This is a genomic window from Sphingomonas sp. AC522 (assembly GCF_979258125.1).
Map to the genome: position 1 here is coordinate 2,827,476 of NZ_OZ409836.1, position 24,197 is coordinate 2,851,672.

A 24,197-nucleotide genomic window follows, 5' to 3' on the forward strand; every position below is an offset into this window, starting at 1 on the left:
CCTCTCTTAGAACCCGTACCGCAGGCCCAGCAGGGCCTGGGCGGCGGTATTGCTGCCACCCGTTGCAGCATTCTTGTTGTCGAACCCGAAGACGCCCGCCGAAACGGTTGCCCCCAAAGGTCCGAAGCGATGTGTATAAGCAGTGTTGGCGCCCCAGCCGACTACGCCGTCGGCTCCCGCGATGTCGGTCTCGTAATAGCTGCCGAACGCACTGCCCGAGAGCGATCCGTTGCGGCCCACATCGGTTGAGGCGAAGACCTGGCCGTAGAAGCTCTGGTCCGACGTGCCGTTGACATTGAAGCCGGGCGTGCCCGTGGGAGCGATGAAGGTGCGGCGCGAATAGCCGCCGCCAAAGCCCATCCGCGTGCCGCGGCGGTTCATAACCGCTACCCCGGTCACGCCGCGCGAGCGGTAAGCCGAAGTCGCCGCCGATGCGAAGACGCTGTTGAGGCAGCCGCCGGTGGCGCTTCCCACGGTCCCGTAGATGCAGCCGCCGAACTGGTTGCCGAAGGGATCGGTGGTGGTGACGAAGCTGGTCGGCAGCGTCGTCAGCGAACCGTTGGTCTGCTGGCCGAAGGTCTGGACGCTGTCATACACGCCGATCTGCACGCCGCTGCCGGGACCCATTTGATAGTTGAGCGAGCCGGTATAGCTCATCGAGCCATAACGCTTGCCGACGCGCGCCTCGAGGAAAGTGCGGCGGCTGGGCTTCCAGATGACGCCCGCATCCCAGAACATGCCGTCGATCTGATAGGCGATGCGGCGCGGCGAACCGGGCGCCGTCACGAAGCGGCCATTGGCATCGACCACCGGATTGTTGGCGACATCGCGAACCGCGTCGCGCTGGCTGATCTCAATCTGCTCGTATCCGACGCCGCCGGCGACCGCGAAGCCCTGCGCGATCGGCAGCACCGCATCGACGCGGCCGAACTTGCCCTCGTAGCGCTGGTCGAGCTGGCCGGCATCCTCGCGGGTGTACGACGCGCTGGCGGTGAGGCCGATCGGCAGCACCGTTCCCGATTTCACGCCGACGCTGGCGGTGGCGACATGGACCTTCGAATCGTCAAAGGCGTCGAGCCGCGGCTGGCCGGGCGCAACGCCCGTCGCGCCTGGTGCTTCGACCTTGGTATACCCGAAGCGATAGGCTGCGTTCGCGAAGATCGGCCCGATATGGCTGGCGAGGTTTGGCCCGATATAGCCCGAATAGATCTGGCTCGAATTGCGGCTGTTGCCCTGGTTGGTGAGCAACGCATCGCCGCGGATGTCCGAGCGCGTCTGCGTCGCGATGCCGCCGGCCTCGATGCTGAAGCCGGGCGCGATCGCGGCCTTGGCGCGAACCAGGCCCGAATGCATCTGATCCTTGTTGAGCGGCTTCTGATAATCGAAGCGCCGCTCATATTTGTAGCTCGCTTGCACTTCGATCCGGCGCGTGTGGACCGATGCATCGACGCCGACGGCGACGGTCGAGTAGGTCAGCACATCGCCCGCGCCGCCGCTCAGGTCCGCGGTGACCACTTGGCTCGCCTCGATATAAGGCGAAAGCCGCACCTTCTGGGCAGCGGCGGGCGAGGCCACGCCCACGGCGCAGGCCAGCGTAACGGTTGCAAAAATCAGCCGGGTCACTTGCCCGCCTCCCCATAATAGCTTCCGAACCGGCGTCCGCCTGGCTGGAACGAGACCGAATTGAGGACGAGCTGGATATGCTCGCACCCGTCGAGGGCACTCACGGTGTCCCGAAGGTCACCTTCACTGGTCTGGTCCGCACGGACCACGACGAGAACCTGGCCCACATGCGAAGCGAGCACCGAAGCCGGCGACGCAGCAAGCGCGGGGGGCGAATCGAAAATAACGATGCGGCGCGGATCGGCCTGCGCCAGCCCGTCGAGGATCGCGCGGGCGCGGTCGCTGGCGAGCAACTCGGTGTCGCTATGGCTCTTGGCACCGGCGGGCAGCACCGAGAGCTGCGGCACATCGGTGTCGATGATGCACTCTTCGACATCGGCGACTGCGCCCGAAAGCGCATCGAGCAGCCCGGGGCCGGCCGGGATGCCCAGCCGCTCGAGAATGTCCGGCTTGGCGAAATCGGCATCGACCAGCAGGATCTCGACATCCTTCTCGGCCGCCATCGAGAGCGCCAAATTGATCGCGCAGAAGGTCTTGCCCTCATCCGGATTGGCCGAGCAGACCAGCACCATACGGGCGCGGTCTGCGGCCTTGGCGGTGTCCTTTGCAGCGACCGCGCGCGCGGTGAGCAGCAACTGGCGCTTCACCATGCGAAATTCTTCGGCAAGCGGCGTGATCGATCCGCCGGGCACGATCATCCCGCCGGCGCGCAGCGCAGCGCGGTCGATCGATGCCGAGCGGCGGCCTTCGGTGCGCTGCGAGGGAATGGCGATGCTGGCGGGCTCGGCAAACTCCACTCCCCGGCGAAGGCCGGGGCTCGGCTCGGAAGGATCCAACTGGCTGGCGCTACGCTCCGGGGCAGCGATCTCGGCAACTGGGGCCCGGCCTTCGCCGGGGTGAGACACGGGCGCACGAGCCGGTTCAGCAACGCGAGCCGGCGCAGCCATGGGCTCCGCGGGCGCATCATCGCTTAATACCGGCGCATAGTGGAATTGCGACGCTGCCCGTTCGAGCAAGGTGCCCTTGTAGCGGCGAGGGGTATGATCGTTCACGGCCCTATGCCCCCATGCCACGCTGGATGAACTCGACTCCGACCAGCCCCAGAAAGGCCAGCCCGAGCGCGCCCATGCCGCCGGCGAACAAAGTCAGTTTCTTGCGGCGCATCGCGATCTGCGCGCTGGTCAGCACTTCGCCGATCGAACCGATCACCGGCATGCCCGAAGCCTTTTCCAGCTTCGATGCGGTCGAGAAGGTCGTCTTGAGCTTGGCGAGCGCGAAGGCCGCCGCCACGCCCGCGCCAAGCCCTGCGATCAGCACTGCGGTCAGCAGCAGCGGACGATTGGGCGAAGTCGGGCTGCGCGGCTGGGTCGGCGGATCGATGACGTTGAACTTCACCGTATCCGACACCGACTGCGCCTGACTCGTGACCTTCAATTGCTCGCGGTCGCTGAGCAATTTGTCATACTGGTCCTTGAGGACCTGATATTCGCGGTCGATCTGCCCCTGCTCGGCGGCAACGCCAGGAGCTCCGGCGATCTTCGATTCCAACGCCGCGAGATCGCCTTCGATCTGGTTCTTGCGCTGGACCAGCGCTGCGACCGATGCGCTCTTGTCGGCCTGCATCGCCCTGAGGCTCAGATAGAGCGGATTGGACGATGCACCGCCGCCCCCGCCATACATCGGCTCGCCGCGCGCTGCAGCGGTGGCCTGGGCAAGCTGGCTCTTCAGTGCGATCACGTCGGGATGATTGTCGGTCCAGCCGCGCGAGCGCGCTTCGCCGAGCTGGCCCTGCAATGCCTGCAGCCGCGCACGCGCCGGACCGGCAACGCCGCCGCCGCCCGCACCCGCGACATTGGCCGGAGTCCCCGCCATCTGCGCGTTGACGGCATTGAGCCCGCTCTGCGCAGCCGCGAGATCGGACTGGATCTGCGAAAGCTGCGTCCGTGCCGCCGAGATACGATCGTTGAGCGAACCCGTGCCCGGCAGCGAGCCGAGATAGCGCGCCTGGAAATCAGCCTTCTTGGCCTCGGCTTCCTGAAGCTGCTTCTGGCGCGCGTCGAGCTGCGCGTCGAGGAACTGCATCGATTGGCTGCTGGCGTCGCGATTGTCCGCCAGATTGCCCTCAACGAAGATGTCGATCAGCTTCTGTGCGATCTGCTTGGCAAGCTTGCCGTTGGGCGCAGTCACGGTGATTTCAAACAGATTGTCCGCCTGCGCGGTCAGCTTGATTGCCTTTTGCAGGCCGGCGATCCGATCGGCGATATCGCGATCGGTGGCGACGGTGCGGGCCAGATCGGTGCCGCGCACCACCTTTTCGAGATTGACCGCGCTGGTCAGCGTCTGGCGAACCCGATCGATGTCGCGCTGCTGCGCGGCCTGGTTAGTGCCATCCGCGCCCGGCAGGATCTGGCGCAGCTGGACGAAGATGCGCGCCCGCGATTCATAATTGTTCGGCATCTGCGACACGACCAGCCAGCCTGCGAGGCAAAGCCCCCAGGCCACGGCCAGCGCGACCCAGCGCCGCATCCAAACGGCGTGGAGCGCAGCGCGCAGTTCGTCGAAGAGACTACCCATCCTCTGGCGGCCCCTTAAAACATGCTCTGCGGGATGATGAGGACATCACCCGGCTCGAGCTTCACATTGGCGGAAATGTCGCCCTTGAGCAGATCGCCCAGGCGCACCTTATATTCGCGCTGACGTCCGCTCGCCCGATCGACGCGGACCAGCCGTGCGCGATTGCCCGAAGCGAATTCGCTCAGGCCGCCCACGGCGATCATCGCATCGAGCGCGCTCATATTGGCGCGATAAGGGATCGAAGCCGGCTTTTCGGTAGCGCCGACGACGCGGACCTGCTGGCTATAGGTGCCCGAGAAATTCTCGACGATCACCGATACGATCGGATCCTTGATATACTCGCCGAGCGCGTATTTCAGGTCGTCCGCCAGCATCGCTGGGGTCTTCCCCACCGCGGGCATGTCGTTGATCAGCGGAACGGTGATGCGGCCATCGGGGCGCACCTGAACCTTGGTCGACAACTCGGCATTGCGCCAGACGAAGATGTTGAGCTGGTCCATCGGACCGATGATATATTCTTCGCTCGGGGTCTCGCGGCTCGCCACCGCGCTAGCGGGCGGCAGCTCGGGACGACTTCCGCCGACGCAACCCGACAAGAGTACCGCGGCGAGTACGGGGGCAATCAATGCCCTGCCAACGGAGGTGAAACGCATGCTAGAGCTCCTCTCCGGCCGGGGAAAAAGCAGCTGACGTCTCGGCTGCAAACCCGGCTGGGTCAGGCTCAGCTATGCGAGGAACAGGTAAACATCGGGTTAGTAACTGACTGGTTTCGGCAGAAATCTGCCGGAAATCCTAGGACCTGCGGACCAGCATTGCCCGAACCGGGCCATGTCCCAAAAAGGCGCCTGGTGAGGCGCTGGCGCCATATGCGCCTGATGCGAAAATGGCGATGACGTCACCGACATCGGCGCGCGGAAGCGCGACCTTGTCGGCCAGCCGATCAAGCGGGGTGCAGAGCGGCCCCACCACCGTCACGGTTTCCTCAGCAGGGTCCTGCATCCGGTGTGCCACCGCGACCGGATAATTGCGCTTCACTACGGTGCCGAAATTGCCGGTCGCGGCGAGATGATGGTTGAGCCCCCCATCGACCACCAGGAAGGTCTCCCCCTGGCTTTCCTTACGATCGACCACGCGCGCCAGATACACCCCGGCCTCGCCGACGAGAAAACGGCCCAGTTCGATGGCTACGTTCAGATCGTATCGGGCCAATTCGCCACCCAGCGCATCGCCGATCGCGGCCAGCTCGACCGGCTCGTCGCCGGGGAAATAGGGGATGCCGAAGCCGCCGCCGATATTGACCAGCGGCGCCGTGACGCCGGATTCGTCCACCAATCGCGCCGCGAGCGCCAGCGTTGCCGCCTGGGTCTCGATGATCGCCGCGGTATCGAGCGACTGCGACCCGGCAAAGATATGAAAACCGCGCCAATCGGCCTCCGCCGCGAGGATTCGCTTCACCAGCGCCGGCACTCGCCCGGCATCTATTCCAAAAGGCGACGGCCGCCCGCCCATCTTCATCCCCGAGCCGCGAAGCTCGTAATCGGGGTTCACGCGCACCGCTAGACGCGGCACGCTTCCGAGACGCTCGGCGATTGCCAATGCCCGCTCGGCCTCGCCTTCCGATTCGAGATGCAGCGTCACGCCCGCGCGGATTGCCGCCTCGAGCTCGGCATCGCGCTTGCCCGGCCCGGCAAAGCTGATCGCGTCCGCAGGCTTGACGCCAAGCCCCCGCTCCATCTCGCCCGCCGAAGCCACATCCATGCCGTCAACCAGCGGCGCGATCGCCGCGAGCAACTCCGGCATCGGATTGGCCTTGATCGCGTAATGCAGGCCAAGTTGCGGCGGCATCGCCGCGCGCAGCCGAGCGATCCGCGCCTCCACGATTGCGAAATCATAGACGTAAAGCGGCGTAGCCTCGTCGAGCCAAGGCAGCGCGCTCAGCCCGGCAAACTCGGGCGGGATCGGGCCGAAGGGCCTCACGACGCCAACTCCGCCTTCAGCGCCGAGCGGTCGAGCTTGCCATTGGCGTTTCGCGGCAATTCCACTCTCCAGTCATAGCGCGCTGGTTGCATGAAGCTCGGCAGCTCGCGCCGCATCCGCTCGCGCAGATCGTGCTCGCGCTCGGCATCACCGCGCACCACGACCACGATGATCTGCCCAAGCCGTGCGTCGGGCACGCCGAACGCCGCCGCCTCCGCCGCCTCGTCCCCGGCGAGCACCGCTTCTTCGATTTCGGTGGGGCTGATGCGGTTGCCGGCCGACTTGATCATCTCGTCGTCGCGCCCAACGAAGCGCAGCAGGCCCTGCTCGTCCTCGCTCACCGTATCGCCCGACCACACCGCCATACCGCCGCTTGTGGCGAATTCGGGCGCAGGACGGAAGCGCTGGGCGGTCCGCTCGGCATCCCGCCAATAGCCCTGCGCTACCAGCGGCCCGGCATGGACCAGCTCCCCCTGGCTGGCGCGTTGCCCGTCGGGGCCGACCACCAGCACTTCGGCAAAGGGTATCGCCCGCCCAATCGAATCGGGGTGCGCATCGACTAGCTCGGGCGAAAGGTAAGTCGAGCGAAACGCCTCGGTCAGCCCATACATCGGATAGAGCCGCGCCTGCGAGAAACGCTCGCGGAGGCCCTTGACCATGCCTCGCGTCAGCGCCCCGCCCGAATTGGTCAGCCGCTGGAGCCGCGCCGCGGTTTCCGCGGGCCATTCGGCTTCGAGCAGCTGCACCCAAAGCGGCGGCACCCCGGCCAGCGAAGTCGCCCCGAAGCGCTCGACTGCCTTCACGACATCGCGCGCGGTCAGGTAATCCAGAGGCACCACGCGCCCGCCCGCGGCCCAGGTCGAGAATAGCTGGTTCTGCCCATAATCGAAGCTGAGCGGCAGCACCGCTAGTACGCGATCTTCAGAATTGATCTCAAGATAATGTGCCACGCTGATGGCGCCGAGCCATAAATTGGCATGGCTGAGCATCACGCCCTTGGGCTTGCCCGTCGATCCGGAGGTATAGAGAATCGCCGCCAGCGCATCGGTATCCGCCTGCGAGACCGGCAGCACATCGGAGGAAACCAGTTCCTCCTCGGTCGCCACGCGGCAGTCCGCCGGTACATCGCCGGCTTCCAGCGCTGCGGTTCGCGCGCTCTGCGTCACCAGCAGCCGCGCCCCGCTATCGGCGAGGATATGTGCCACCTGCGCGCGCTTGAGCACCGGATTGACGGGTACGTGCACCAGCCCGGCGCGTACCGCCGCCAGCGGCATCAGGCACGCCGTCCGCGTCTTTGGCAGCCACGTCGCCACCCGCTCGCCCGGCCCCAGCCCCAGCCGCGAAAGCCAGTGCGCCATGCCGCCGACCGCCGATTCCAGCTCGGCATAAGTCAGCGTTCCAGCCTTGTCTTCCAGCGCCAGGGCATCCCCGCGCCCACGCAAAGTGAGCGCGTCCAGCGGCTGCGGAACGGGATCGAGCGGCATCATCTTGCTACCCTTATACTTGGCAGGGCCTTCTCATACCCTTACGGCCTTCAAAAATTATCGCAGGGGGTTGTCCAGTGCAGGCCGATGGGTCGCTCGAAGTAGAAAATGCCGTCCGCGCAGTGCTGCGCGACGTCCTGGGGCTGAGCGCCGAGCGCGCCGCCGCATTTCGCGAAAGCACGCCGCTGTTCGGCGCATTGCCCGAGCTCGATTCGCTTGCGGTCGCCGGCGTGCTCACCGAACTCGAAGACCGGCTCGGCATCCTGATCGAGGATGACGAAGTCGATGGCGAGATGCTTGAGACCTTCGGCGCGCTGACTCGCTTCGCCCAGTCCAAGGCGCTCGGATGATCGATCATTACGACTGGGAAGGCGGTCGCGAAGCGATGCTTCGCTTTGGGCCCGCCACCGGCCCGGTCGTGATAGCGACGCTACCGCTGTTCGAGGAAGCCAACCGCACGCGAACGTTCGTGGTGACTCTGCTCCGCGCACTGGCGGAGCGCGGCATCGCCAGCATACTTCCCGACGTGCCCGGCCAGGGCGAGAGCCTCGTCCCCACCGAAGCCGCCACGCTTGCTGCGATGCGCGCGGCGCTTTCCGCTTTACCCGGCGATTATGCGCTGGCGATCCGCAGCGGCGCGCTGCTCGACGCGGGCGAGCGCAAGGCCCGCTGGCATTTCGCTCCGCAACAGGGCAGCGAATTGCTCCGCGAGCTCAATCGCATGCGCCAGGCCGGAGGCGGCGAGGATTTCGGCGGCAATCGCCTGAGTCCCGCTCTGCTCGCCGAACTGGAAAGCGCCACCACCCCCGAGGCGCGCATCGTCCGCCACGAAACCGATGCCAAGCCAGCCGACCTCAAGGTCCCCGGTGCCCCCCTGTGGCGCCGCGCTGAGCCCGACAATGATCCCGTCCTCGCCGATCTGCTCGCCGACGATATCGTCACATGGATCGGCGCATGCGAAAGCTGATCCCCTTCCATTGCGCCAATGAATTGCTCATGGGCACGCTCGATGAAGCGCCGGGCACCACCGGGCTGCTGATCGTCTCGGGCGGCAACGAAGTTCGCGCCGGTGCGCACCGCGGCATGGCCATGCTCGCCGCGCGCGTTGCCGAGGCCGGCTACCCCGTCTTCCGCTTCGATCGCCGCGGCATCGGCGATTCGGCGGGAGAAAATCGCGGGTTCGAAAGCGCCGGAGGTGATATCATCCTGGCGGCGGCCACCTTCCGCCGCGAAGCCGGAGTCACCCGCATTCTCGGCTACGGCAATTGCGACGCCGCTACGTCGCTTGCCTTCTTCCACCGTCAGGCGAGCGTCGACGCTTTGCTCCTGGCCAATCCCTGGACAATCGAATCGACCGACGACATGCCCCCCGCCGCGGCAATCCGCTCGCATTACGCCGAGAAGCTGCGCAACCCCCGCGAATGGCTCCGGCTGCTGAGCGGCGGGGTCAATGTCGCCAAGATATTCAAAGGTCTGGCCAAGGCATCGAAGAAACAGTCTCAAGCACCCGAGACCCTCGCCGCGCGCCTGGCGGCCGCGCTTACCGATGTGCCCCAAACCACGATCCTCCTCGCCAAGGGCGACAATACCGCGATCGCCTTCGCCGATGCCTTCAAGGGCCCAGCCTTCGAAGCCGCCCGCGCCCGCGTCCATGTCGAGACGCTCGACAGCGACAGCCACAGCTTCGCCAGCGTCTCGGACAAGGATTGGCTCTACGCGCAGGTGCTCGCCGCCTTAGCCTAGCCGCCCGCGAAACTCGACGCGGTCGATGCTGATCACCGATCCACCCGGCGCCCGCCCCGCATCCACCCGCACGAACGTCACGCCCAGTTCCTCCGGATCGCGGCCCTCGGCCAGCCCGCGGACGATATCGGCGGCAGGCAGCTCGATCCGCGCTTTGCCCCCTTCGGCATGGCTCAGCGCCGCCGCGATCTGGAACGGGCCGACAGTGCCGAGCAGCCGGTCTTCGCCGGGTAGCTGGTCATAATCCAGATCGTCGAGATCGAGGTACAATTTGTAGAAATAGCCGCCGCTCTCGCCTGCCTGGGTCAGCGTCACGGCATCGAGCACGACGCTCAGCTCGGTTCCGCCGCCATGATCGTGGCCGGGCGGCATTTCCTCCCCGCGGCGCAGCGGCATGCGGATCGATCGCGATTCGCGCCCCAGCCATATCCCGCGGAACGGGATGGGCGCGGCAGCGGCGGGCGCCGGGGCAGCAGCAGCCGGGGCCGGCGCGGCGGCAGCAACAGGGGGCGGTGGCGGCGCTCCGACGAGCGGCGGCTCGGGCACCGTCACCCGCGCACCGCGCTCGCCCAATATGCTGGTCGGCACCTTGACCTTCATTCCGCCGGAGGGCGCCGTCGCGGTGGCGCTGTCGGCATTGCTCGCCTCAAGCACCGGCATCCTGAGATTGGCATAGCGATAGCCCAGCACCTCGGGCGTCATCGTCTCGGCGCGCTTCACGCTCAACCCCGCCGCATAATCCAGCTGACCGCCCCAATATGGCGTTCCCGGCGCAGGCATTTGCCGTCCCCGTCCCGCCAGCGCCCAGGCGGTCCACAGCCGGTCTATATTCGCATGGTGCATCCAGAAGATCAGGTCCTGCGGCGATTGCATCGTCGCCATCCGCCCGCCGATCAAATTATGCACATTGTTGTGGAACGCCTCGACATTCGCCTCGAAGCAGTTCTTCACGCCGCGCTCGAATCCCGTCACGTCGCTGCCAAATGCGGCATAGACCAGCGCCTTGCCCACTTCGCTGCCCTTGCGCGTCTCGAACAGCGGATTGGTCGCCGCATTGCCGTCGGTAAGCTCGGCGGGCACCTTAGGGTCGGCGAAATAGTCCCAATAAGGCAGGCGCAGGCTGGTCGAGCCCGCCGCCTTGCGCAGCTGCTGCTCGAACAGCGACAAATATCCGCGGTGCCAGGCGAGGAAATAATCCTTGCCGTGCGGGCAATGGCTTTGATGGATGCCCGCCCAGAACAGCCAGCTGTCTGGGCTCGCGGCGCTGGCATTGGCCTTCATCGTGCGGACGGCGCTCACCAGCCTGGGATAGTCCGGCGTGACGCGAAACTTCGCCCAGGGCAGCCGCTCCTGCACAGGACCTGCCCGTGTCAGCGCGATCGCCGGCCCACCCGCGCCGATCGTCGCCAGCACGGCAAGGATCTCGCGCCTGTTCAATCCAGCCATGCCCCGCCCCCGATTCGTTTCGGGGGCATCATGACGATCCGCGCTGCAGAGGGAAGTGCCGGAAAGAAGTGGTAGCGGAGGAGGGACTTGAACCCCCGACCCCAGGATTATGATTCCCGTGCTCTAACCAACTGAGCTACTCCGCCAGGAAGGCGACCACTTCGGGAGGGCGCGGCATAGTTTGGGGTTGCGCGGCGGTCAAGCGAACATGTGCCGCGAAAGCGGCTCCCACGGCCCGCCGCGATAATGCCATGCCGCCAGCCCGGCGATCTCGACTTCGCGGGGCACGAAATCCTTCGAAAGCTGGGCCAGCACGAACTTGGCGAGGCTGGGCGTCACCTTGTTTTGAATGGTTACATGGGGCCGCCAGCGGACCGCGTCCTGCGGCGTGAGCAAGCCGGCAAAGGCTTCGCTCAGCCCGCTACGGATAGCATCCAGCGCCGGCGCTTCGATCCGATATGCGGCGCCGCGGCCGAGATGCATCAGCCCCGACACCCGCGCCATGGGTGCCCGCACCCCACGCGTCTCCTGCGTCAGCCGGTGCTTGAGCTCGTCGGTCACCGAAGGTGGCAGATGGTGGAACAGCGTCAGATGCGCATCGATGACATTGCGCTCAGGTGGGTAATGCTCGCGGCGCAGGGCATTGAACCATGCCTGGTCCTGCCGGCCGAACAGCGCGGTGACGATGATTGGGGCGGGCTTCGAACCGCTCACCGTCGCGTCGCTCAAATTTCCACCTGGCTCCCCAGCTCGACCACGCGATTGGTCGGCAGCCGGAAGAATTCCATCGCGCTTTCCGCATTCCTGAGCATCCAGGCGAACAGCTTCTCGCGCCAGATCATCATCCCCGGCTTGGCGGAGGGCAGAAGCGTCTGGCGCGCCAGGAAGAAGCTGGTGTCCATCATCTTGAACTGCGCACCGCATGCCGAGACCTGCTTGAGCGCAGACGGCACGTCGGCATCCTGCATGAAGCCGTATTTGATCACCATCCGGTGGAAGCCCTTGCCGAGATCCTCGATCTTCATCCGGTTCTCGTCTTCGATATAGGGCTCGTCCGCGATCTTCACGGTGAGCAGGATCACGCGCTCGTGCAGCACCTTGTTGTGCTTGAGATTGTGGAGCAGCGCGTGCGGCACGCCATCGGGCGTCGAGGTCATGAACACTGCGGTGCCGGGCACGCGGCTGGCCGAATTGGCCGCCGATTCGATGAAGATCTTGATCGGCATCGCGCTTTCGCGAAGCCGCGCGATCATCAGCTGGCGGCCCTTCGCCCAAGTCGTCAGCAGCGTGAAGGCGATCAGCCCGATCAGCAGCGGGAACCAGCCGCCATCGGGGATCTTGGTGACGTTCGAAGCGAAATAGGCTCCGTCGAACAGGAAGAAGACCAGAACCACCGCGACCGAGACGGTCCGCGGCCAATGCCATACGCGCCGCACCAGCACGAGCAGCATGCAGGTGGTGATGAACATCGTGCCGGTCACGGCGATGCCATAAGCCGCGGCGAGGTTCGAGGATTCGCCGAAGGTGAAGACGAGCAGCAGCACCATCACCATCAGCGCCCAATTCACCGAAGGCAGATAGATCTGCCCCAGCGCCGAAGCCGATGTGTGGTTGATCCGCAGCCGCGGCATCAGCCCAAGCTGCACCGCCTGCTGGCAGACCGAAAACGCACCCGTGATAACCGCCTGGCTGGCGATGATCGTCGCCATCGTCGCCAGGATCACCAGCGGCAGCCGCCAGCCTTCGCTCGCCAGCATGAAAAACGGATTGTTCGCCGCGCTGGGGTCACGCAGCATCAGCGCGCCCTGCCCCAGATAGTTGAGCATCAGCGCCGGCAGCACCAGCCCCACCCAGGCGAGCTGGATCGGCTTGCGCCCGAAATGCCCCATATCGGCATAAAGCGCCTCGGCACCGGTCAATGCCAGCACGACCGAGCCCAGAGCGAGAAAAGCCAGCTTGGGGTCAGCCTCGAAGAAACGCACGCCCCAGATCGGATTGAACGCCTGGAGCACGTCGGGCCGCTGGAGGATGCTGTTCAGCCCCAGCACCGCCAGGGTCAGGAAATAGACCAGCATGATCGGGCCGAAGAACTTGCCGAGAATGTCGGTGCCCCGCGCCTGGATCACGAACAATCCGATCAGGATCGCCGCGGCGATCGGCAGCACATAGGGCGCGAAGCCCTCCTGAACGACGACCAGACCTTCAACTGCCGAGAGCACCGAGATCGCCGGTGTGATCATGCAATCGCCGAAGAACAGGGCCGTCGCCAGCACGCCGAGCATCACCAGCCCGTGGCTCCATCGCCCCGGTCCCGCGCCGGTCTTGCGCTGGATCAGCGCAAGCAGCGCCAGGCTGCCGCCCTCGCCCTTATTATCCGCACGCATCGTCAGGAAGATATATTTGCCGGTGACGATGATCAGCAGCGACCAGAACATCAGGCTGACCACGCCGAAGACGTGGACGAGGTCCACTGCCAGCGGGTGATGCCCGACGAAGGTTTCTTTCATCGCATACAGCGGTGAGGTGCCGATATCGCCATAGACGACGCCCACTGCGCCCAGAGCGAGCGCATGGATCGAGCCCTTCGGATGATGGCCGTGGCCAGCATCGTCGTGGTGAACCGCGGCATCCTGCGCTGGTTCGACTGTTGCGGCTGTCACTGGGGCTGTCGCGCTGCGGAGAATATTGGGTTGGTCATGGAGACCTTGGGTTCTCGACTGGCTTTGGAACGCGCGCAGTTAGCATTTGCAGCATGCCGTAGCAACGGACCTCGTTGCGGAGACAGAATGGCCGTGGCGTGGGTTGGTTCCGCGATCCCTTCTTGCTTCGAAATGTAGAGTCGATCGCACTATCGCGCCGCGAACAATGCGTCGGCTTCGCTGCGAGTCGGCACGGCGCGCAGCACGAAGCTCGAGTTGATCGTCACGACGCCAGGCAACCGCCCCAGATGCTCGCGGTGGAGCCGTTCGTAATCGTCCAAATCGCGCGCGAGGATCTTGAGCCGGTAATCCTGCCCTCCCGATACCAGGGCGCATTCGACCACACCGTCGATCGCCGACACCGCCGCTTCGAACCGGGCGAGATCCTCCTCGATCTGGGTGCCCAGCGTGATATCGACCAGCGCGGTGATGTGAAATCCCAGCTTGCGGCGGCCGAGCCGTGCACCATAGGCCCGGATATAGCCTGATGCCTCCAGCGCCTGGATCCGCCGCGTGCATGCCGATTGCGAGAGCCCGACCTCCGCGGCGACTGCGCTCACCGGTGCCCGCGCATCGGCGGCAAGCTGCTTGAGAATAGCCGCGTCGATTCTGTCCATTTTGCATGATTAGCCGGCTTTGCCACTTGATTGCACATAATTATGCAAATCACGCCTGTCGCTGGACCCGACTTTGCAGGGATTCACGTTCTTGCTTCTGATATTTACGCCTCACAAATTCGAGGAGAGATGCAATGCGTGTCGGCGTTCCCAAGGAAATCAAGAATCATGAATATCGTGTCGGCCTGACCCCCGCGTCCGTCGCCGAACTGGTGCATGCCGGCCATGAAGTGCTGGTCGAGACCCAGGCTGGTATGGGCATCGATTTCAACGATGAGGCCTACACCGCCGTCGGCGCCAAGATCGCGCCCGATGCCGAGGCCGTGTTCGCCGGATCGGACATGATCGTGAAGGTCAAGGAGCCGCAGGCAAGCGAGATCGCGATGCTCGAGCCGCGCCATTTGCTCTTCACTTATCTCCACCTGGCTGCGGACAAGCCCCAGGCGGAAGGCCTGATGGCCTCGGGCGCCACGTGCATCGCCTATGAGACGGTCACGTCCAACTCGGGCGCGCTGCCGCTGCTCAAGCCGATGAGCGAAGTCGCCGGCCGCATGTCGATCCAGGTGGCGTCGCACTATCTCGAAAAGGAGCAAGGCGGCCGCGGCGAACTGCTCGGCGGCGTTCCCGGCGTGGCACCGTGCAAGGTCGCGATCCTCGGCGGGGGCGTCTCGGGCATCAACGCCGCGCAGATGGCCACCGGCCAGCGCGCCGATGTGACGATCTACGACATTAGCAACGAGCGTCTGGCCGAACTCGACATGCATTTCGGCAGCCAGATCAAGACCGCTTACGCCAGCAAGGCGGCGATCGCCGAGGCCGTAAAAACCTCGCAGGTCGTGATCGGCGCGGTCCTCGTCCCCGGCGCCGCGGCGCCTAAGCTGGTCACGCGCGACATGCTCAAGACGATGATGCGCGGCTCGGTGCTGGTCGATATCGCGATCGATCAGGGCGGCTGCTTCGAGACCAGCCACGCCACGACGCATGACGATCCGGTCTACGAAGTCGATGGCGTAATCCATTATTGCGTCGCCAACATGCCCGGCGCAGTCGCCCGCACTTCGGCCTTCGCGCTCAACAATGCGACGCTACCGTTCGTGCTGCGCCTGGCGAACCTCGGCGCCGAAGCCGCGATGAAGGCCGACAAGCACCTCGCCAACGGCCTTAACGTCTACAAGGGCAAGATCGCGTTCAAGGCCGTCGCCGACGACCTCGACCTACCGTTCGAAGCCTGGGCCTAATTCTCCACGGGGGCGGGCGCGGGCTGCTGCTGCGCCCCCGCCTGCCCCTGCGAAGCCAGCAACCGATCAAGCAGGAACAGCCGCACACGCAAATCGTCGCGATAGCTAATCTTCTCCGGCGCCAGCTCGACCGCCTTCGCCCAATACGGCCGTGCCTCGGCGAACTTGCCGGCGCGGACCAACGCCAGCCCGTAGAAGAAGGGCGGGCCCGGATGCCGCGAGTGCAGCGCCATCGCCTTGTCGAACGCCAGCTTGGATGCGGGCGAGACCTGATTGCCGTCATGCTCGGCAAGCGCCATGCCCAGCCCGGTCCACAGCGCCGGATCACCGGGCACCTTGCGCACCGCCCCCAGCCACACCGCCGTGGCGAGATCGGACCGCCCGCCGCGCGTCATCGAATCCGCTGCGGTCGCGTAGCTGTAGACATAGGTGCCATACTTGCCGAACATCGCCTCGCGCAGCGCCGCGAGCTCGGTATCGATCTGCCCCGCGCGGTTCTCGACCGACACCGGATGCCCCGCCAGCGTCGGGCTGCCCTGCCACGCATAGCCCGCCGCGCCGAGCATCACCCCGGTCGCCGCAACCGTCCATAGCCGCCGCGGGAAGCGCGTGACCGCCAGCAGGATCGCCGCGGCCAGCGCCACCAGCGCGAGCATCGCCCAGCCCATCATCTTTTGCCCCTCCGGAACACGCGGGCACTCAGTAGCAGCCCCAGCCCGAGCAGCAGCAGCGGCGCGATCCACAAGGGGGCGGTCACCCAGCTCAGCGGCGGATCGTAGCTCACATAATCGCCGTAACGCTGGATCAGCCACTTCTGGACCTGATCGGGCGTCTCCCCCGCTTGGATCCGCTGCCGCACCATCGCGCGCATGTCGCCCGCCATTTCGGCATCGCTATCGGCGATCGACTGCCCCTGGCAGACCAGACAGCGCAATTTCTCCATCAGCGCCTTGGCCCGGGCCTCCTTGGCCGGGTCGGCAAGCTGGGTGTAAGCGAGCCTGGCTGGCGGCAGGCTCGAGTCGGCGAGCGCCGGCGCGGCGACGATCAGCGCAAGCACTACAAGCCGCCTCACTTCGCCATCCCCAGCGCCGCGAGCAGCTTGGGCACGTCATCCTCGCGGATATCGCCGATATGCTGCATCACGATCCGCCCGCGCGCATCGATCACGAACGTCTCCGGCACCCCCGCCGAGCCAAGCGAGAATTGCACCTTGCGGTTCCGGTCGTCGCCGATCCGCGCATAGGGATCGCCATTCTGCGCCAGGAACGCCGCCATCGCCTCCGGCGTGTCGGCGGTCGCCACGCCGTCGATCTCCACGCCCGCCGCCTTGAGCCGCAGCAATTGCCTGGCCTCGGCGATGCACGGCAGGCACCAGCTGGCGAAGACATTGACCAGCCGCGGCTTGCCGCCGAATCCGCCCGCAATTCCCGGCTTGCCCTCGATCAGCGGCGGCAACTGGATTGCCGGTAGTGGCTTGTCGATCAGTGCCGAGCGTATCGCACGGTCGGCCGGACGGATCAGTCCACTCGCGACCAGTGACAGCACTGCGGCGAACAGCGCCAGCGGCAGCCAGATCAGCACCCGCCTCACGCGTAATGCTCCGCCTCGGCGGAGCGACGCTCGCGCCGCACCCGCCCAATCAGCGCCAGCAGACCGCCCAGCGCAATCATCGCCCCCCCGAACCAGATCAGCGTAATGAACGGCTTCCACCACAGCCGCAGCTGCCAACGCCCCTCACCGTCCCCCGCGCCGAGCACGGTATAGAGCTGGCCGTCCAGCATCGTCATGATCGCCGCCTCGCTGGTATTGGTCGGCGGCGCACTGAAGAAGCGCTGCTGCGGATGCAGCTCGAACGGCGCCCCGCCGCTACGGCTGACCTTGAGCACGGCCTCGACCGCCGACCAGTTCGGCCCCAGCGCCGGGCGCACTTCGGCAAGCTCAATGCGGAACGGCCCGACATGAACATTCTGTCCGACCTGCATCGCCGTCAGCCGCTCGGTCTTGAACGCAGCATCCGCGCCCATTCCGGCAATGCTCACTGCGACGCCAAGATGCGCGATCACCATCCCCCAGGTGTGCAGCGGCGTCCGCCGAAGCTTGCGGCGGACCAGCGGCAGCACGCTGGCGACGCCGAGGAACACCGCGAACCCCACGCCGACCAGCGGGATCCACGGCGCATCGGGGAACATCATCACCAGCACTGCAAAGGCCAGTCCGGCCACCCCCACCGGCACCAGCAGCTTGCTCGCCAGCGTGTTGAGCACGTCGCGCCGCCAATTCAGCAGCGGGCCGATCGCCGTAGCCAGCACGAGCACCAAGGCGACCGGCCCGATCGTCTTGTCGAAGAACGGCGCGCCGACCGAGAGCTGTACGCCCATCGCCTGCGCCACCAGCGGATAGAGGGTGCCGATAAACACCAGCCCCAGGATCACGGTCAGCAGCAGATTGTTGAGCACCAGCGCGCCCTCGCGGCTGACGATCCGGAAGGTCGAACCCTGCGTAACCGTCCCCACCCGCGCGCCGAACAGCGCCAGCGCCCCCCCGATATAGATGCCGAGCAAGGCGAGGATGAAGCTCCCCCGCGTCGGGTCCACGGCAAAGGCGTGCACGCTGACGAGGATGCCCGATCGGACCAGGAACGTGCCAATCATCGACATCGCGAACGCCACCAAAGCCAGCATCAGCGTCCAGGCGCGCAGGCCGTCGCGCGTCGCCAGCACCGTCACCGAATGGAGCAAGGCGGTCGCCGCCAGCCACGGCATCAGCGACGCGTTCTCGACCGGATCCCAGAACCACCAGCCGCCCCAGCCGAGTTCGTAATAGGCCCAGTATGAGCCCGCGGTGATCCCGATCGTCAGGAATATCCACGCCGCGAGCACCCAGGGCCGCATCGCCTTGGCAAAGGCCGGCCCGACATCGCGCATCAGCAGCGCGCCGACCGCAAAGCTGAAGGCGATCGAGAGGCCGACATAGCCGAAATAGAGCGTCGGCGGATGGAAGGCCAAGCCGGGGTCCTGGAGTAAGGGATTGAGCCCCTGCCCCTCGGGCGCCGCCGGATTGAGCCGCACGAACGGGTTCGATGCGAAAGCCAGGAAGGCATAAAAGCCCAGCCCGATAAACGCCTGCGCGCCCAAAGTAGCCGCCAGCGTCTTCGCCGCCAGCCGCCGCTCGAACAATGCCACGCCCGCGCCGGCCATCGCCAGCACGGTCACCCACAGCAGCATCGAGCCTTCGTGATTCCCCCATGAACCGGCGATCTTGTAGATCAGCGGCTTGGCCGAATGGCTGTTGGTCGCGACCAGCAGCACCGACATGTCCGACGTGACGAACAGGGCGACCAGCAGCGCGAACGCCACCATCGCCAGCAGCCCCTGCACCAGGGCGATCCGCCGCAGCGCCAGCATCAATTCCTCGGAGCCGGTGCGCGCCGCGCCCCAGCCGAGTGCCAACTGCACCAGTGCAAACGCCGCCGCGAGCCACAGCGCGGCCAATCCTGCTTCGGCGATCATTGCTCGATCGACTTCGAGACGTGCTGGTTGCCGCTCAATTGCGGCGGCATGTAGCGCTCGTCATGCTTGGCGAGCAGGTTGTCGGCGACGAAGCTGCCGTCGGGCTGGAACTGCCCCTCGGCCACCACGCCCGATTCCTCCTTGAACAGGTCCGGCGTCACCCCGCGAAACGCCACGGGCACCGTCGCCACGCCGTCACCCACCACGAAGCGGATCGAGACCCCGTCGGCCTCGCGCTTGATCGAGCCCTTCTGGACCATCCCGCCGAGCCGGACATGCTTGCCCGTCGGCACCGGCTTTCCGGACACATCGCCGGGCGCATAGAAGAACGCCGCCTGGTCCTTGAGCGCCGACAGCGCCAGCACCGCCGCACCCACCACAGCGACCAGCGCGAGCGCGGCAAGCACTAGCCGTTGATGCTTGGGCTTCATCGCCATCTTATTCCCCTCCCTCTAAGGGAGAGGTTAGGGGTGGGTGCATGACCGCGATACGGCTCCGCATGGCGCCCGGCATCGGTACGCCAGGATGCGACCCACCCCCGGCCCCTCCCTTGCAGGGAGGGAAGAAGATTTGAGCAACCCGCATCACTTCCCAGCCTTCATCGCATCCGCAGCAGCCTCGGCCTTGCGCATCGCAAGGTAGCTGGCGAGCGCCAGCCCGCTTGTCCCAAGCAGAGTCACGCCATAGGCGCCCATCACGAAAGTCCAGTGGTTCATTGGGCCGCCATCCGCCGCATCCGCGCTTCCACCTTCTGCGTCGCCAGCATCGCGCGCATCCGCATCAGCACGATCCCGCCGAACAGAAGCGTGAACCCGCCGAGTGTGAAATAAAGCGGCCAGATCATGCTTTTATCGATGGAAGAGCTGGTCAGCCCGATGCTCTGTCCCTGGTGCAGCGTGTTCCACCACACCACCGAATAGCGGATGATCGGCAGCAGTACGCTTCCCGCCACGCCGAACAATGCCGGCACCCGCCCGTCGCCGCCGCGCTCGGCATCGGCCCGCGCCAGTGCGATATAGGCGATGTAGATGAAGAACAGCAGCAGCATGCTGGTCAGCCGCCCATCCCACTCCCACCACGTGCCCCAGGTCGGCCGTCCCCAGATCGATCCGGTGATCAGGCACAAAGCGGCGAACACCGCCCCCGCCGGCGCGATCGCCCGCGCCGCCAGATTCGACAGCGGATGCCGCCAGATCAGATACATCAGGCTCGCGATCGCCAGCCCGCTCCAGCCCCCCATCCCCAGCCAGGCGGAGGGAACGTGGATGTAGAGGATGCGAACCGATTCCTTCTGCAGATAATCCGGCGGCGTCATCGCCAGCCCGGCATAGGCGCCGAACAGGGCCAGCGCCGCGCCCACCCAGAACAGGACCGGCGTGAGCGGCCGGGCGATCTTCAGGAAGCGCGCAGGATTGGCGAGGGCATGGAGTGCAGGCACGCGCCGGGGTTAGCCGGGTTTGCGGGGGGAATCTATCGCATCTTCCCCCATCGCGGCTCGGTTGAGCGCGCAGCGCTTAGGGCACCGTCGGGCTGGGCTGGGTCGGGATCGGCATGCGCGGCAGCGGCGCATCGGCATTCGCCGCATTGAGCAGGAAGGTCGCCAGGATGATCGCCCCCTGCCGCATGTCCGCCGCCTTCAGATGATCGAACGTATCGAGCTGGGTGTGGTGGAGGCGCGAATTATAGTCGAGCGGGTCCTGGATGAACTGATAGGCGGGAATGCCCACGGTCTGCATGAATTGGTGGTCGGTGCCCTCGGTCTTCTGAACGACCACCGCCGAGGCGCCCATCGGCGCAAACGGCTCCAGCCACTCGCGGAAGATCGGCACGACCGCCAGATTATTCTCAGCATAGATGCCGCGAATCTTGCCCGATCCATTGTCGATGTTGAAATAGGCGACGAGATCCTTGTGCCCCGGCAGCGGCGTGATCGGATAGCGCGTCGCCCAGCTATAATAGAGTTCGTCGGCGCCGAGCGGCCGATCGGGGGCCGGGCGCTTGGCCACATGCCGCTCGATATAGGCGATGCTGCCATACAGGCTCTGCTCCTCGCCGGACCACAAGGCGAAGCGGATCGTCCGCTTGGGCTTCACGCCCAGCGCGGCGATGATTCGCGCGGCTTCCATCACCATCGCCGATCCCGCGCCATTGTCCGCCGCGCCATCGGCCGCGGCCCAGGAATCGAGGTGCGCGCCCGCCATCACATATCCGGCCTTGGGGTCGCTGCCCTTGATATCGGCGATGATATTATAGGCCTGGGTGTCGCTATCGTCGAAATGGACGTTGCTGACGATCTCAAGAGTCGGCGCAGTTCCCCTGCGCGCCATGCGGACCAGTCGGCGAAATCCTCCGCCGCGACTTCGACGCCGGGGATAGCGGGCGTCTCTCCCACCCGATGGAGATAGCCTTCACCGTGCACCAGCTTGCCGTCGCTGCGCGAGCGCGTGACATAAGCGGCGGCGCCTTCAGTGGCGAGGAAATCGGTCAATTCCTTGTCGAACCGGGCATTCTGCATCGCCTGCGCCAGCTTCGCCGGATCCCAGCTCGGCTCCTTATAGACGTCCAGCTTGGCCAGATCGGCATCGGTCAGCCGCTGGAACGCCGGCTTGTCGGGTTCGGAGCCCGTCCCTGGCGTCGAGACGAGCACGATCTTGCCGCGAAGCTTGCCCCGCCAGCCTTCGAAATCCCCGCGGTCGGATATCGGCGCAACGATGATCGGCGCCGTCAGCGTGCCGTTCGTCGCCGGGGTCCAGGCGATCGGAATCGCGGTCAGCTCGATCGGCCGCGGCGTGATCATCCGCACGCTGGATCGCTCGATCCACCAGCCCCGCCCGAAATCGAAGCCTTCCTTATGAACCTCGCTCAGCCCCCAGGCGCGGAACTGCTCCTGCGTCCACTTCTCCGCAGCGCGCATCCCCGGCGAGTTGGTCATCCGCGGACCGATCGTGTCGGTCAGATGCTCCGCCGTCTTCATCACCTGAGAGCGGTTGGTACCCTCGTCCACCACGCGCGTGATCAGCACGCGGTTGATGCCCTGCGCGGCAGCGGGGCTGGTCGAAAGCAGCAAGGCTGCAGCTAGCGGGATAAAGCGCATCGGAAACTCCGGAAAGGAGGGGGATAAGCGATGCTATGGGCGCCCAATCACGCTGACAAGGCGCAAAAGGCACCCTGTCCTACAGCCGTGCATCTATGACAGACTCCGTCACACGCTCTTTGAAATCGTCAACGTTCGTCGAAAATCCACCGCAACAAACTTACGCAGCCACGCAACGAACTTTCACGATTCACGGGAAAACTGTGAAGCTAAGCAGATCGCGGAGCTTCAAGCCTCGCGAATCAGCGGCCGATAAGTTGCTGCGCGATCCGGTCCGCGACTTCGCTCTCGGGATCGCCGGTGCGCGCGCTTTCGTCCCACACCTGCACTAGGCGCAGCGGAATGCGGTCCACCCGCGCCTGCACTTCGGCCATATTGCCCTGGCCGAGATACTCGAGGCCGACATTGATGATGCCGCCGGCGTTGATCACGTAATCCGGGGCGTAGAGCACGCCCGCATCCTGGAGCCGCTTGCCGTCCGCGCGGGTCGCCAGCTGGTTGTTGGCGCCGCCCGCCACGACCTTGGCCTGGAGCGTCGGGATCGATTGCTCGGTCAGGATCGCGCCCAGCGCATTGGGGCTGAACAGATCGGCATCGAGGCTCAGGATCGCGTCCGCATCCACTGCCTCGGCGCCCAGCTCAGCCGCCAGCGCCTTGGCGCGCTCGGTGTTGACATCGGCCAGCGTCAGCTTGGCGCCGTCCGCCGCCAGCAGCCGCGCGACGCCGCCGCCGACCGAGCCGACGCCCTGGATCGCAACGCGCACGCCGCGCATGTCGTCCGCGCCCAGCCCGCGCTTCGCCGCTGCCTTGACGCCCAGATAGACGCCGCGCGCCGTCACCGGCCCCGGATCGCCGCCCGCGCCGCCTTCAGCGACCGGCAGGCCGGAGACGTGACGGGTCTGGGTGGCGACGACCTTCATCCGCTCTTCGGACATGCCGACATCCTCGGCAGTCACATATTTGCCGCTCAGCGATTCGACTGCGCGGCCAAATGCTTCGAGCTGGGCATTGGTCACCGTCGCGCCCGGCTCGTTGGCCAAGATCACGCCCTTGCCGCCGCCCAGCGGCAGGTCCGCCATCGCATTCTTGTAGCTCATGCCGCGCGACAGGCGCAGCGCGTCGGTGATCGCAGCGCGGTGATCGGCATAATGCCAGAAGCGCACGCCGCCTGCGGCCGGGCCGAGCTTGCTCGAATGCACCGCGATGATCGCGCTCAGCCCCGAATCGCGATCGCTGAAGAGGTGCACGCCCTCATGGTCGTCGAAATCGGGGAAGCCCCAGTCGGTGATCATGTCTGGTTCCGAGCTGCGAGAAAATGGGGCGACCGACGGGACTTGAACCCGCAACTTCCGGCATCACAAGCCGACGCTCTAACCAATTGAACTACGGTCGCCACGAAGGTTGGCCGCTTAGCGGGGGTGGAAGCGGAGCGCAAGATAGTTGCGGCACCTTGTCGCCGCGCTGGCATCGCAGCCTCGCTTTTGGCAGGAAAAGCAGATGCACAACGTTACCGTCACTTATGGCGCCAGCCCAGTCACCGGCTCCAGCCCGGTCGCCCAGCACATCATGCGCCATGCCGGGGTCCAGCGCGTGCCGAACCCGAAGGTCGAGATGTTCATCGCCAAGAACTTCCTCGAGCCCGAGCTCTGCCAGCTGCTGATGATAAAGATCGATGCCGAGCGCCGCCCTTCGACCATCGCCGATTCGAACGGCGACTATGCCTTCCGCACCAGCGAGACCTGCGATCTGGCGGGCAACGATCCGATGGTGATGGAATTGAAGCGCCGTATCATTGCGCTAACCGGGCTCGATCCGGCGCATGGCGAGCCGATGCAGGGTCAGCGCTACGAGATCGGCCAGGAATTCAAGGCGCACACCGATTATTTCGAGCCGAGCGGCGCGGATTACGACCGCTATTGCAGCGTCGCCGGCCAGCGCACTTGGACTGCGATGCTCTATTTGAACGAAGTCGAAGCCGGCGGCGCGACGCGGTTCAAGGCGATCGACAAGATCGTCTATCCCGAGACCGGCAAGCTGCTGGTTTGGAACAACATGCGGGTCAACGGCACGCCCAACCCCTCGACGCTCCACCACGCAATGAAGGTCCGCACGGGACTCAAATACGTCATTACTCAGTGGTTTCGGGAGAAGCCCTGGGGTTGAGCGATGAGGCCGTCATCCCAGCGAAGCTGA

At 65.7% G+C, this 24,197-nt stretch carries 23 protein-coding genes, 2 tRNA genes and 1 pseudogene; 5 read left to right on the forward strand and 21 right to left on the reverse strand.

Annotated elements, in window-relative coordinates; all coding sequences use genetic code 11:
* Positions 1–6: 6 nt before the first annotated feature.
* The 6 genes from ACZZZM_RS14275 to ACZZZM_RS14300 form a co-directional block, all read right to left on the reverse strand.
* Positions 7–1,623 (reverse strand): hypothetical protein, encoded by a 1,617-nt coding sequence (locus ACZZZM_RS14275; RefSeq protein WP_463595748.1) that lies wholly within the window; start codon positions 1,621–1,623, stop codon positions 7–9.
* On the reverse strand, positions 1,620–2,675 hold the full coding sequence (locus ACZZZM_RS14280) for an AAA family ATPase (RefSeq protein ID WP_463595749.1): 1,056 nt from the start codon (positions 2,673–2,675) through the stop codon (positions 1,620–1,622). The genes ACZZZM_RS14275 and ACZZZM_RS14280 overlap by 4 nt, the downstream gene beginning before the upstream one ends.
* 4 nt (positions 2,676–2,679) lie before the next feature.
* The gene (locus tag ACZZZM_RS14285; protein WP_463595750.1) at positions 2,680–4,197 is read right to left on the reverse strand and encodes an XrtA system polysaccharide chain length determinant; all 1,518 of its coding nucleotides are present in this window, start codon (positions 4,195–4,197) and stop codon (positions 2,680–2,682) included.
* 14 nt (positions 4,198–4,211) lie between these two features.
* A complete protein-coding gene (locus ACZZZM_RS14290) occupies positions 4,212–4,850 on the reverse strand; it encodes an XrtA/PEP-CTERM system exopolysaccharide export protein (protein ID WP_463595751.1) in 639 nt (212 codons plus the stop codon).
* A gap of 139 nt (positions 4,851–4,989) precedes the next feature.
* Positions 4,990–6,174, reverse strand: a complete 1,185-nt coding sequence (locus ACZZZM_RS14295) for a pyridoxal-dependent decarboxylase, exosortase A system-associated (protein WP_463595752.1) — start codon at positions 6,172–6,174, stop codon at positions 4,990–4,992.
* Positions 6,171–7,661, reverse strand: coding sequence for an acyl-CoA ligase (AMP-forming), exosortase A system-associated (locus tag ACZZZM_RS14300; RefSeq protein WP_463595753.1), 1,491 nt, complete (start codon positions 7,659–7,661; stop codon positions 6,171–6,173). The genes ACZZZM_RS14295 and ACZZZM_RS14300 overlap by 4 nt, the downstream gene beginning before the upstream one ends.
* 74 nt (positions 7,662–7,735) lie before the next feature.
* Between ACZZZM_RS14300 and ACZZZM_RS14305 the strand changes: the two genes are divergently transcribed.
* The 3 genes from ACZZZM_RS14305 to ACZZZM_RS14315 are packed head-to-tail and all read left to right on the forward strand — an operon-like array spanning position 7,736 to position 9,401.
* On the forward strand, positions 7,736–8,008 hold the full coding sequence (locus ACZZZM_RS14305; RefSeq protein ID WP_463595754.1) for an acyl carrier protein: 273 nt from the start codon (positions 7,736–7,738) through the stop codon (positions 8,006–8,008).
* A complete protein-coding gene (locus ACZZZM_RS14310; RefSeq protein WP_463595755.1) occupies positions 8,005–8,625 on the forward strand; it encodes a hypothetical protein in 621 nt (206 codons plus the stop codon). Before ACZZZM_RS14305 ends, ACZZZM_RS14310 begins: the two co-directional genes overlap by 4 nt.
* Complete coding sequence (locus ACZZZM_RS14315) at positions 8,613–9,401, forward strand: hydrolase 1, exosortase A system-associated (RefSeq protein ID WP_463595756.1); 789 nt, start codon at positions 8,613–8,615, stop codon at positions 9,399–9,401. Before ACZZZM_RS14310 ends, ACZZZM_RS14315 begins: the two co-directional genes overlap by 13 nt.
* Here the strand turns inward: ACZZZM_RS14315 and ACZZZM_RS14320 are convergent.
* The 5 genes from ACZZZM_RS14320 to ACZZZM_RS14340 form a co-directional block, all read right to left on the reverse strand.
* Positions 9,393–10,847, reverse strand: coding sequence for a tyrosinase family protein (locus ACZZZM_RS14320; protein ID WP_463595757.1), 1,455 nt, complete (start codon positions 10,845–10,847; stop codon positions 9,393–9,395). The two genes, ACZZZM_RS14315 and ACZZZM_RS14320, sit on opposite strands and share 9 nt — an antisense overlap.
* A gap of 69 nt (positions 10,848–10,916) precedes the next feature.
* Positions 10,917–10,993 (reverse strand) — tRNA-Met (locus ACZZZM_RS14325).
* A gap of 52 nt (positions 10,994–11,045) precedes the next feature.
* Positions 11,046–11,576, reverse strand: coding sequence for a 2'-5' RNA ligase family protein (locus ACZZZM_RS14330; RefSeq protein WP_463595758.1), 531 nt, complete (start codon positions 11,574–11,576; stop codon positions 11,046–11,048).
* On the reverse strand, positions 11,573–13,507 hold the full coding sequence (locus ACZZZM_RS14335; RefSeq protein ID WP_463595759.1) for a potassium transporter Kup: 1,935 nt from the start codon (positions 13,505–13,507) through the stop codon (positions 11,573–11,575). Before ACZZZM_RS14335 ends, ACZZZM_RS14330 begins: the two co-directional genes overlap by 4 nt.
* A 188-nt stretch (positions 13,508–13,695) precedes the next feature.
* On the reverse strand, positions 13,696–14,163 hold the full coding sequence (locus ACZZZM_RS14340; RefSeq protein ID WP_463595760.1) for an Lrp/AsnC family transcriptional regulator: 468 nt from the start codon (positions 14,161–14,163) through the stop codon (positions 13,696–13,698).
* Between the two features lie 134 nt (positions 14,164–14,297).
* Here ACZZZM_RS14340 and ald point away from each other — a divergent pair, with 134 nt between their 5' ends.
* On the forward strand, positions 14,298–15,401 hold the full coding sequence (gene ald / locus ACZZZM_RS14345; RefSeq protein ID WP_463595761.1) for an alanine dehydrogenase: 1,104 nt from the start codon (positions 14,298–14,300) through the stop codon (positions 15,399–15,401).
* On the opposite strand, the gene ACZZZM_RS14350 is transcribed toward ald, so the two are convergent.
* The 10 genes and pseudogenes from ACZZZM_RS14350 to ACZZZM_RS14395 form a co-directional block, all read right to left on the reverse strand.
* The gene (locus tag ACZZZM_RS14350; RefSeq protein ID WP_463595762.1) at positions 15,398–16,072 is read right to left on the reverse strand and encodes a tetratricopeptide repeat protein; all 675 of its coding nucleotides are present in this window, start codon (positions 16,070–16,072) and stop codon (positions 15,398–15,400) included. The two genes, ald and ACZZZM_RS14350, sit on opposite strands and share 4 nt — an antisense overlap.
* Positions 16,069–16,473 (reverse strand): cytochrome c-type biogenesis protein, encoded by a 405-nt coding sequence (locus ACZZZM_RS14355; RefSeq protein ID WP_463595763.1) that lies wholly within the window; start codon positions 16,471–16,473, stop codon positions 16,069–16,071. Before ACZZZM_RS14355 ends, ACZZZM_RS14350 begins: the two co-directional genes overlap by 4 nt.
* Entirely contained in the window at positions 16,470–16,991 is a 522-nt protein-coding gene (locus ACZZZM_RS14360; RefSeq protein ID WP_463595764.1) for a redoxin family protein, read from the reverse strand. The genes ACZZZM_RS14355 and ACZZZM_RS14360 overlap by 4 nt, the downstream gene beginning before the upstream one ends.
* Positions 16,988–18,910, reverse strand: coding sequence for a heme lyase CcmF/NrfE family subunit (locus ACZZZM_RS14365; RefSeq protein WP_463595765.1), 1,923 nt, complete (start codon positions 18,908–18,910; stop codon positions 16,988–16,990). Before ACZZZM_RS14365 ends, ACZZZM_RS14360 begins: the two co-directional genes overlap by 4 nt.
* The gene (gene ccmE, locus ACZZZM_RS14370; RefSeq protein WP_463596454.1) at positions 18,907–19,341 is read right to left on the reverse strand and encodes a cytochrome c maturation protein CcmE; all 435 of its coding nucleotides are present in this window, start codon (positions 19,339–19,341) and stop codon (positions 18,907–18,909) included. The genes ACZZZM_RS14365 and ccmE overlap by 4 nt, the downstream gene beginning before the upstream one ends.
* A gap of 153 nt (positions 19,342–19,494) precedes the next feature.
* Positions 19,495–19,626, reverse strand: coding sequence for a hypothetical protein (locus ACZZZM_RS14375; protein WP_463595766.1), 132 nt, complete (start codon positions 19,624–19,626; stop codon positions 19,495–19,497).
* Positions 19,623–20,348, reverse strand: a complete 726-nt coding sequence (gene ccmC, locus ACZZZM_RS14380) for a heme ABC transporter permease CcmC (protein ID WP_463595767.1) — start codon at positions 20,346–20,348, stop codon at positions 19,623–19,625. The genes ACZZZM_RS14375 and ccmC overlap by 4 nt, the downstream gene beginning before the upstream one ends.
* 76 nt (positions 20,349–20,424) lie before the next feature.
* Positions 20,425–22,004, reverse strand: a pseudogene (locus ACZZZM_RS14385) (M20/M25/M40 family metallo-hydrolase).
* A gap of 242 nt (positions 22,005–22,246) precedes the next feature.
* Positions 22,247–23,296, reverse strand: a complete 1,050-nt coding sequence (locus ACZZZM_RS14390; protein WP_463595768.1) for a Glu/Leu/Phe/Val family dehydrogenase — start codon at positions 23,294–23,296, stop codon at positions 22,247–22,249.
* A gap of 24 nt (positions 23,297–23,320) precedes the next feature.
* Positions 23,321–23,397, reverse strand: a tRNA-His gene (locus ACZZZM_RS14395).
* A gap of 104 nt (positions 23,398–23,501) precedes the next feature.
* Between ACZZZM_RS14395 and ACZZZM_RS14400 the strand changes: the two genes are divergently transcribed.
* Positions 23,502–24,167 (forward strand): prolyl hydroxylase family protein, encoded by a 666-nt coding sequence (locus ACZZZM_RS14400; RefSeq protein WP_463595769.1) that lies wholly within the window; start codon positions 23,502–23,504, stop codon positions 24,165–24,167.
* The last annotated feature ends 30 nt before the right edge of the window (positions 24,168–24,197 follow it).

Coding starts and splice junctions, on each gene's coding strand:
- ACZZZM_RS14285 (WP_463595750.1), bottom strand. CDS start 4,197: ATGGGTAGTCTCTTCGACGAACTGCGCGCTGCGCTCCACGCCGTTTGG.
- ACZZZM_RS14290 (WP_463595751.1), bottom strand. CDS start 4,850: ATGCGTTTCACCTCCGTTGGCAGGGCATTGATTGCCCCCGTACTCGCC.
- ACZZZM_RS14300 (WP_463595753.1), bottom strand. CDS start 7,661: ATGATGCCGCTCGATCCCGTTCCGCAGCCGCTGGACGCGCTCACTTTG.
- ACZZZM_RS14310 (WP_463595755.1), top strand. CDS start 8,005: ATGATCGATCATTACGACTGGGAAGGCGGTCGCGAAGCGATGCTTCGC.
- ACZZZM_RS14315 (WP_463595756.1), top strand. CDS start 8,613: ATGCGAAAGCTGATCCCCTTCCATTGCGCCAATGAATTGCTCATGGGC.
- ACZZZM_RS14320 (WP_463595757.1), bottom strand. CDS start 10,847: ATGGCTGGATTGAACAGGCGCGAGATCCTTGCCGTGCTGGCGACGATC.
- ACZZZM_RS14340 (WP_463595760.1), bottom strand. CDS start 14,163: ATGGACAGAATCGACGCGGCTATTCTCAAGCAGCTTGCCGCCGATGCG.
- ald (WP_463595761.1), top strand. CDS start 14,298: ATGCGTGTCGGCGTTCCCAAGGAAATCAAGAATCATGAATATCGTGTC.
- ACZZZM_RS14350 (WP_463595762.1), bottom strand. CDS start 16,072: ATGATGGGCTGGGCGATGCTCGCGCTGGTGGCGCTGGCCGCGGCGATC.
- ACZZZM_RS14365 (WP_463595765.1), bottom strand. CDS start 18,910: ATGATCGCCGAAGCAGGATTGGCCGCGCTGTGGCTCGCGGCGGCGTTT.
- ccmE (WP_463596454.1), bottom strand. CDS start 19,341: ATGAAGCCCAAGCATCAACGGCTAGTGCTTGCCGCGCTCGCGCTGGTC.
- ACZZZM_RS14375 (WP_463595766.1), bottom strand. CDS start 19,626: ATGAACCACTGGACTTTCGTGATGGGCGCCTATGGCGTGACTCTGCTT.
- ACZZZM_RS14390 (WP_463595768.1), bottom strand. CDS start 23,296: ATGATCACCGACTGGGGCTTCCCCGATTTCGACGACCATGAGGGCGTG.
- ACZZZM_RS14400 (WP_463595769.1), top strand. CDS start 23,502: ATGCACAACGTTACCGTCACTTATGGCGCCAGCCCAGTCACCGGCTCC.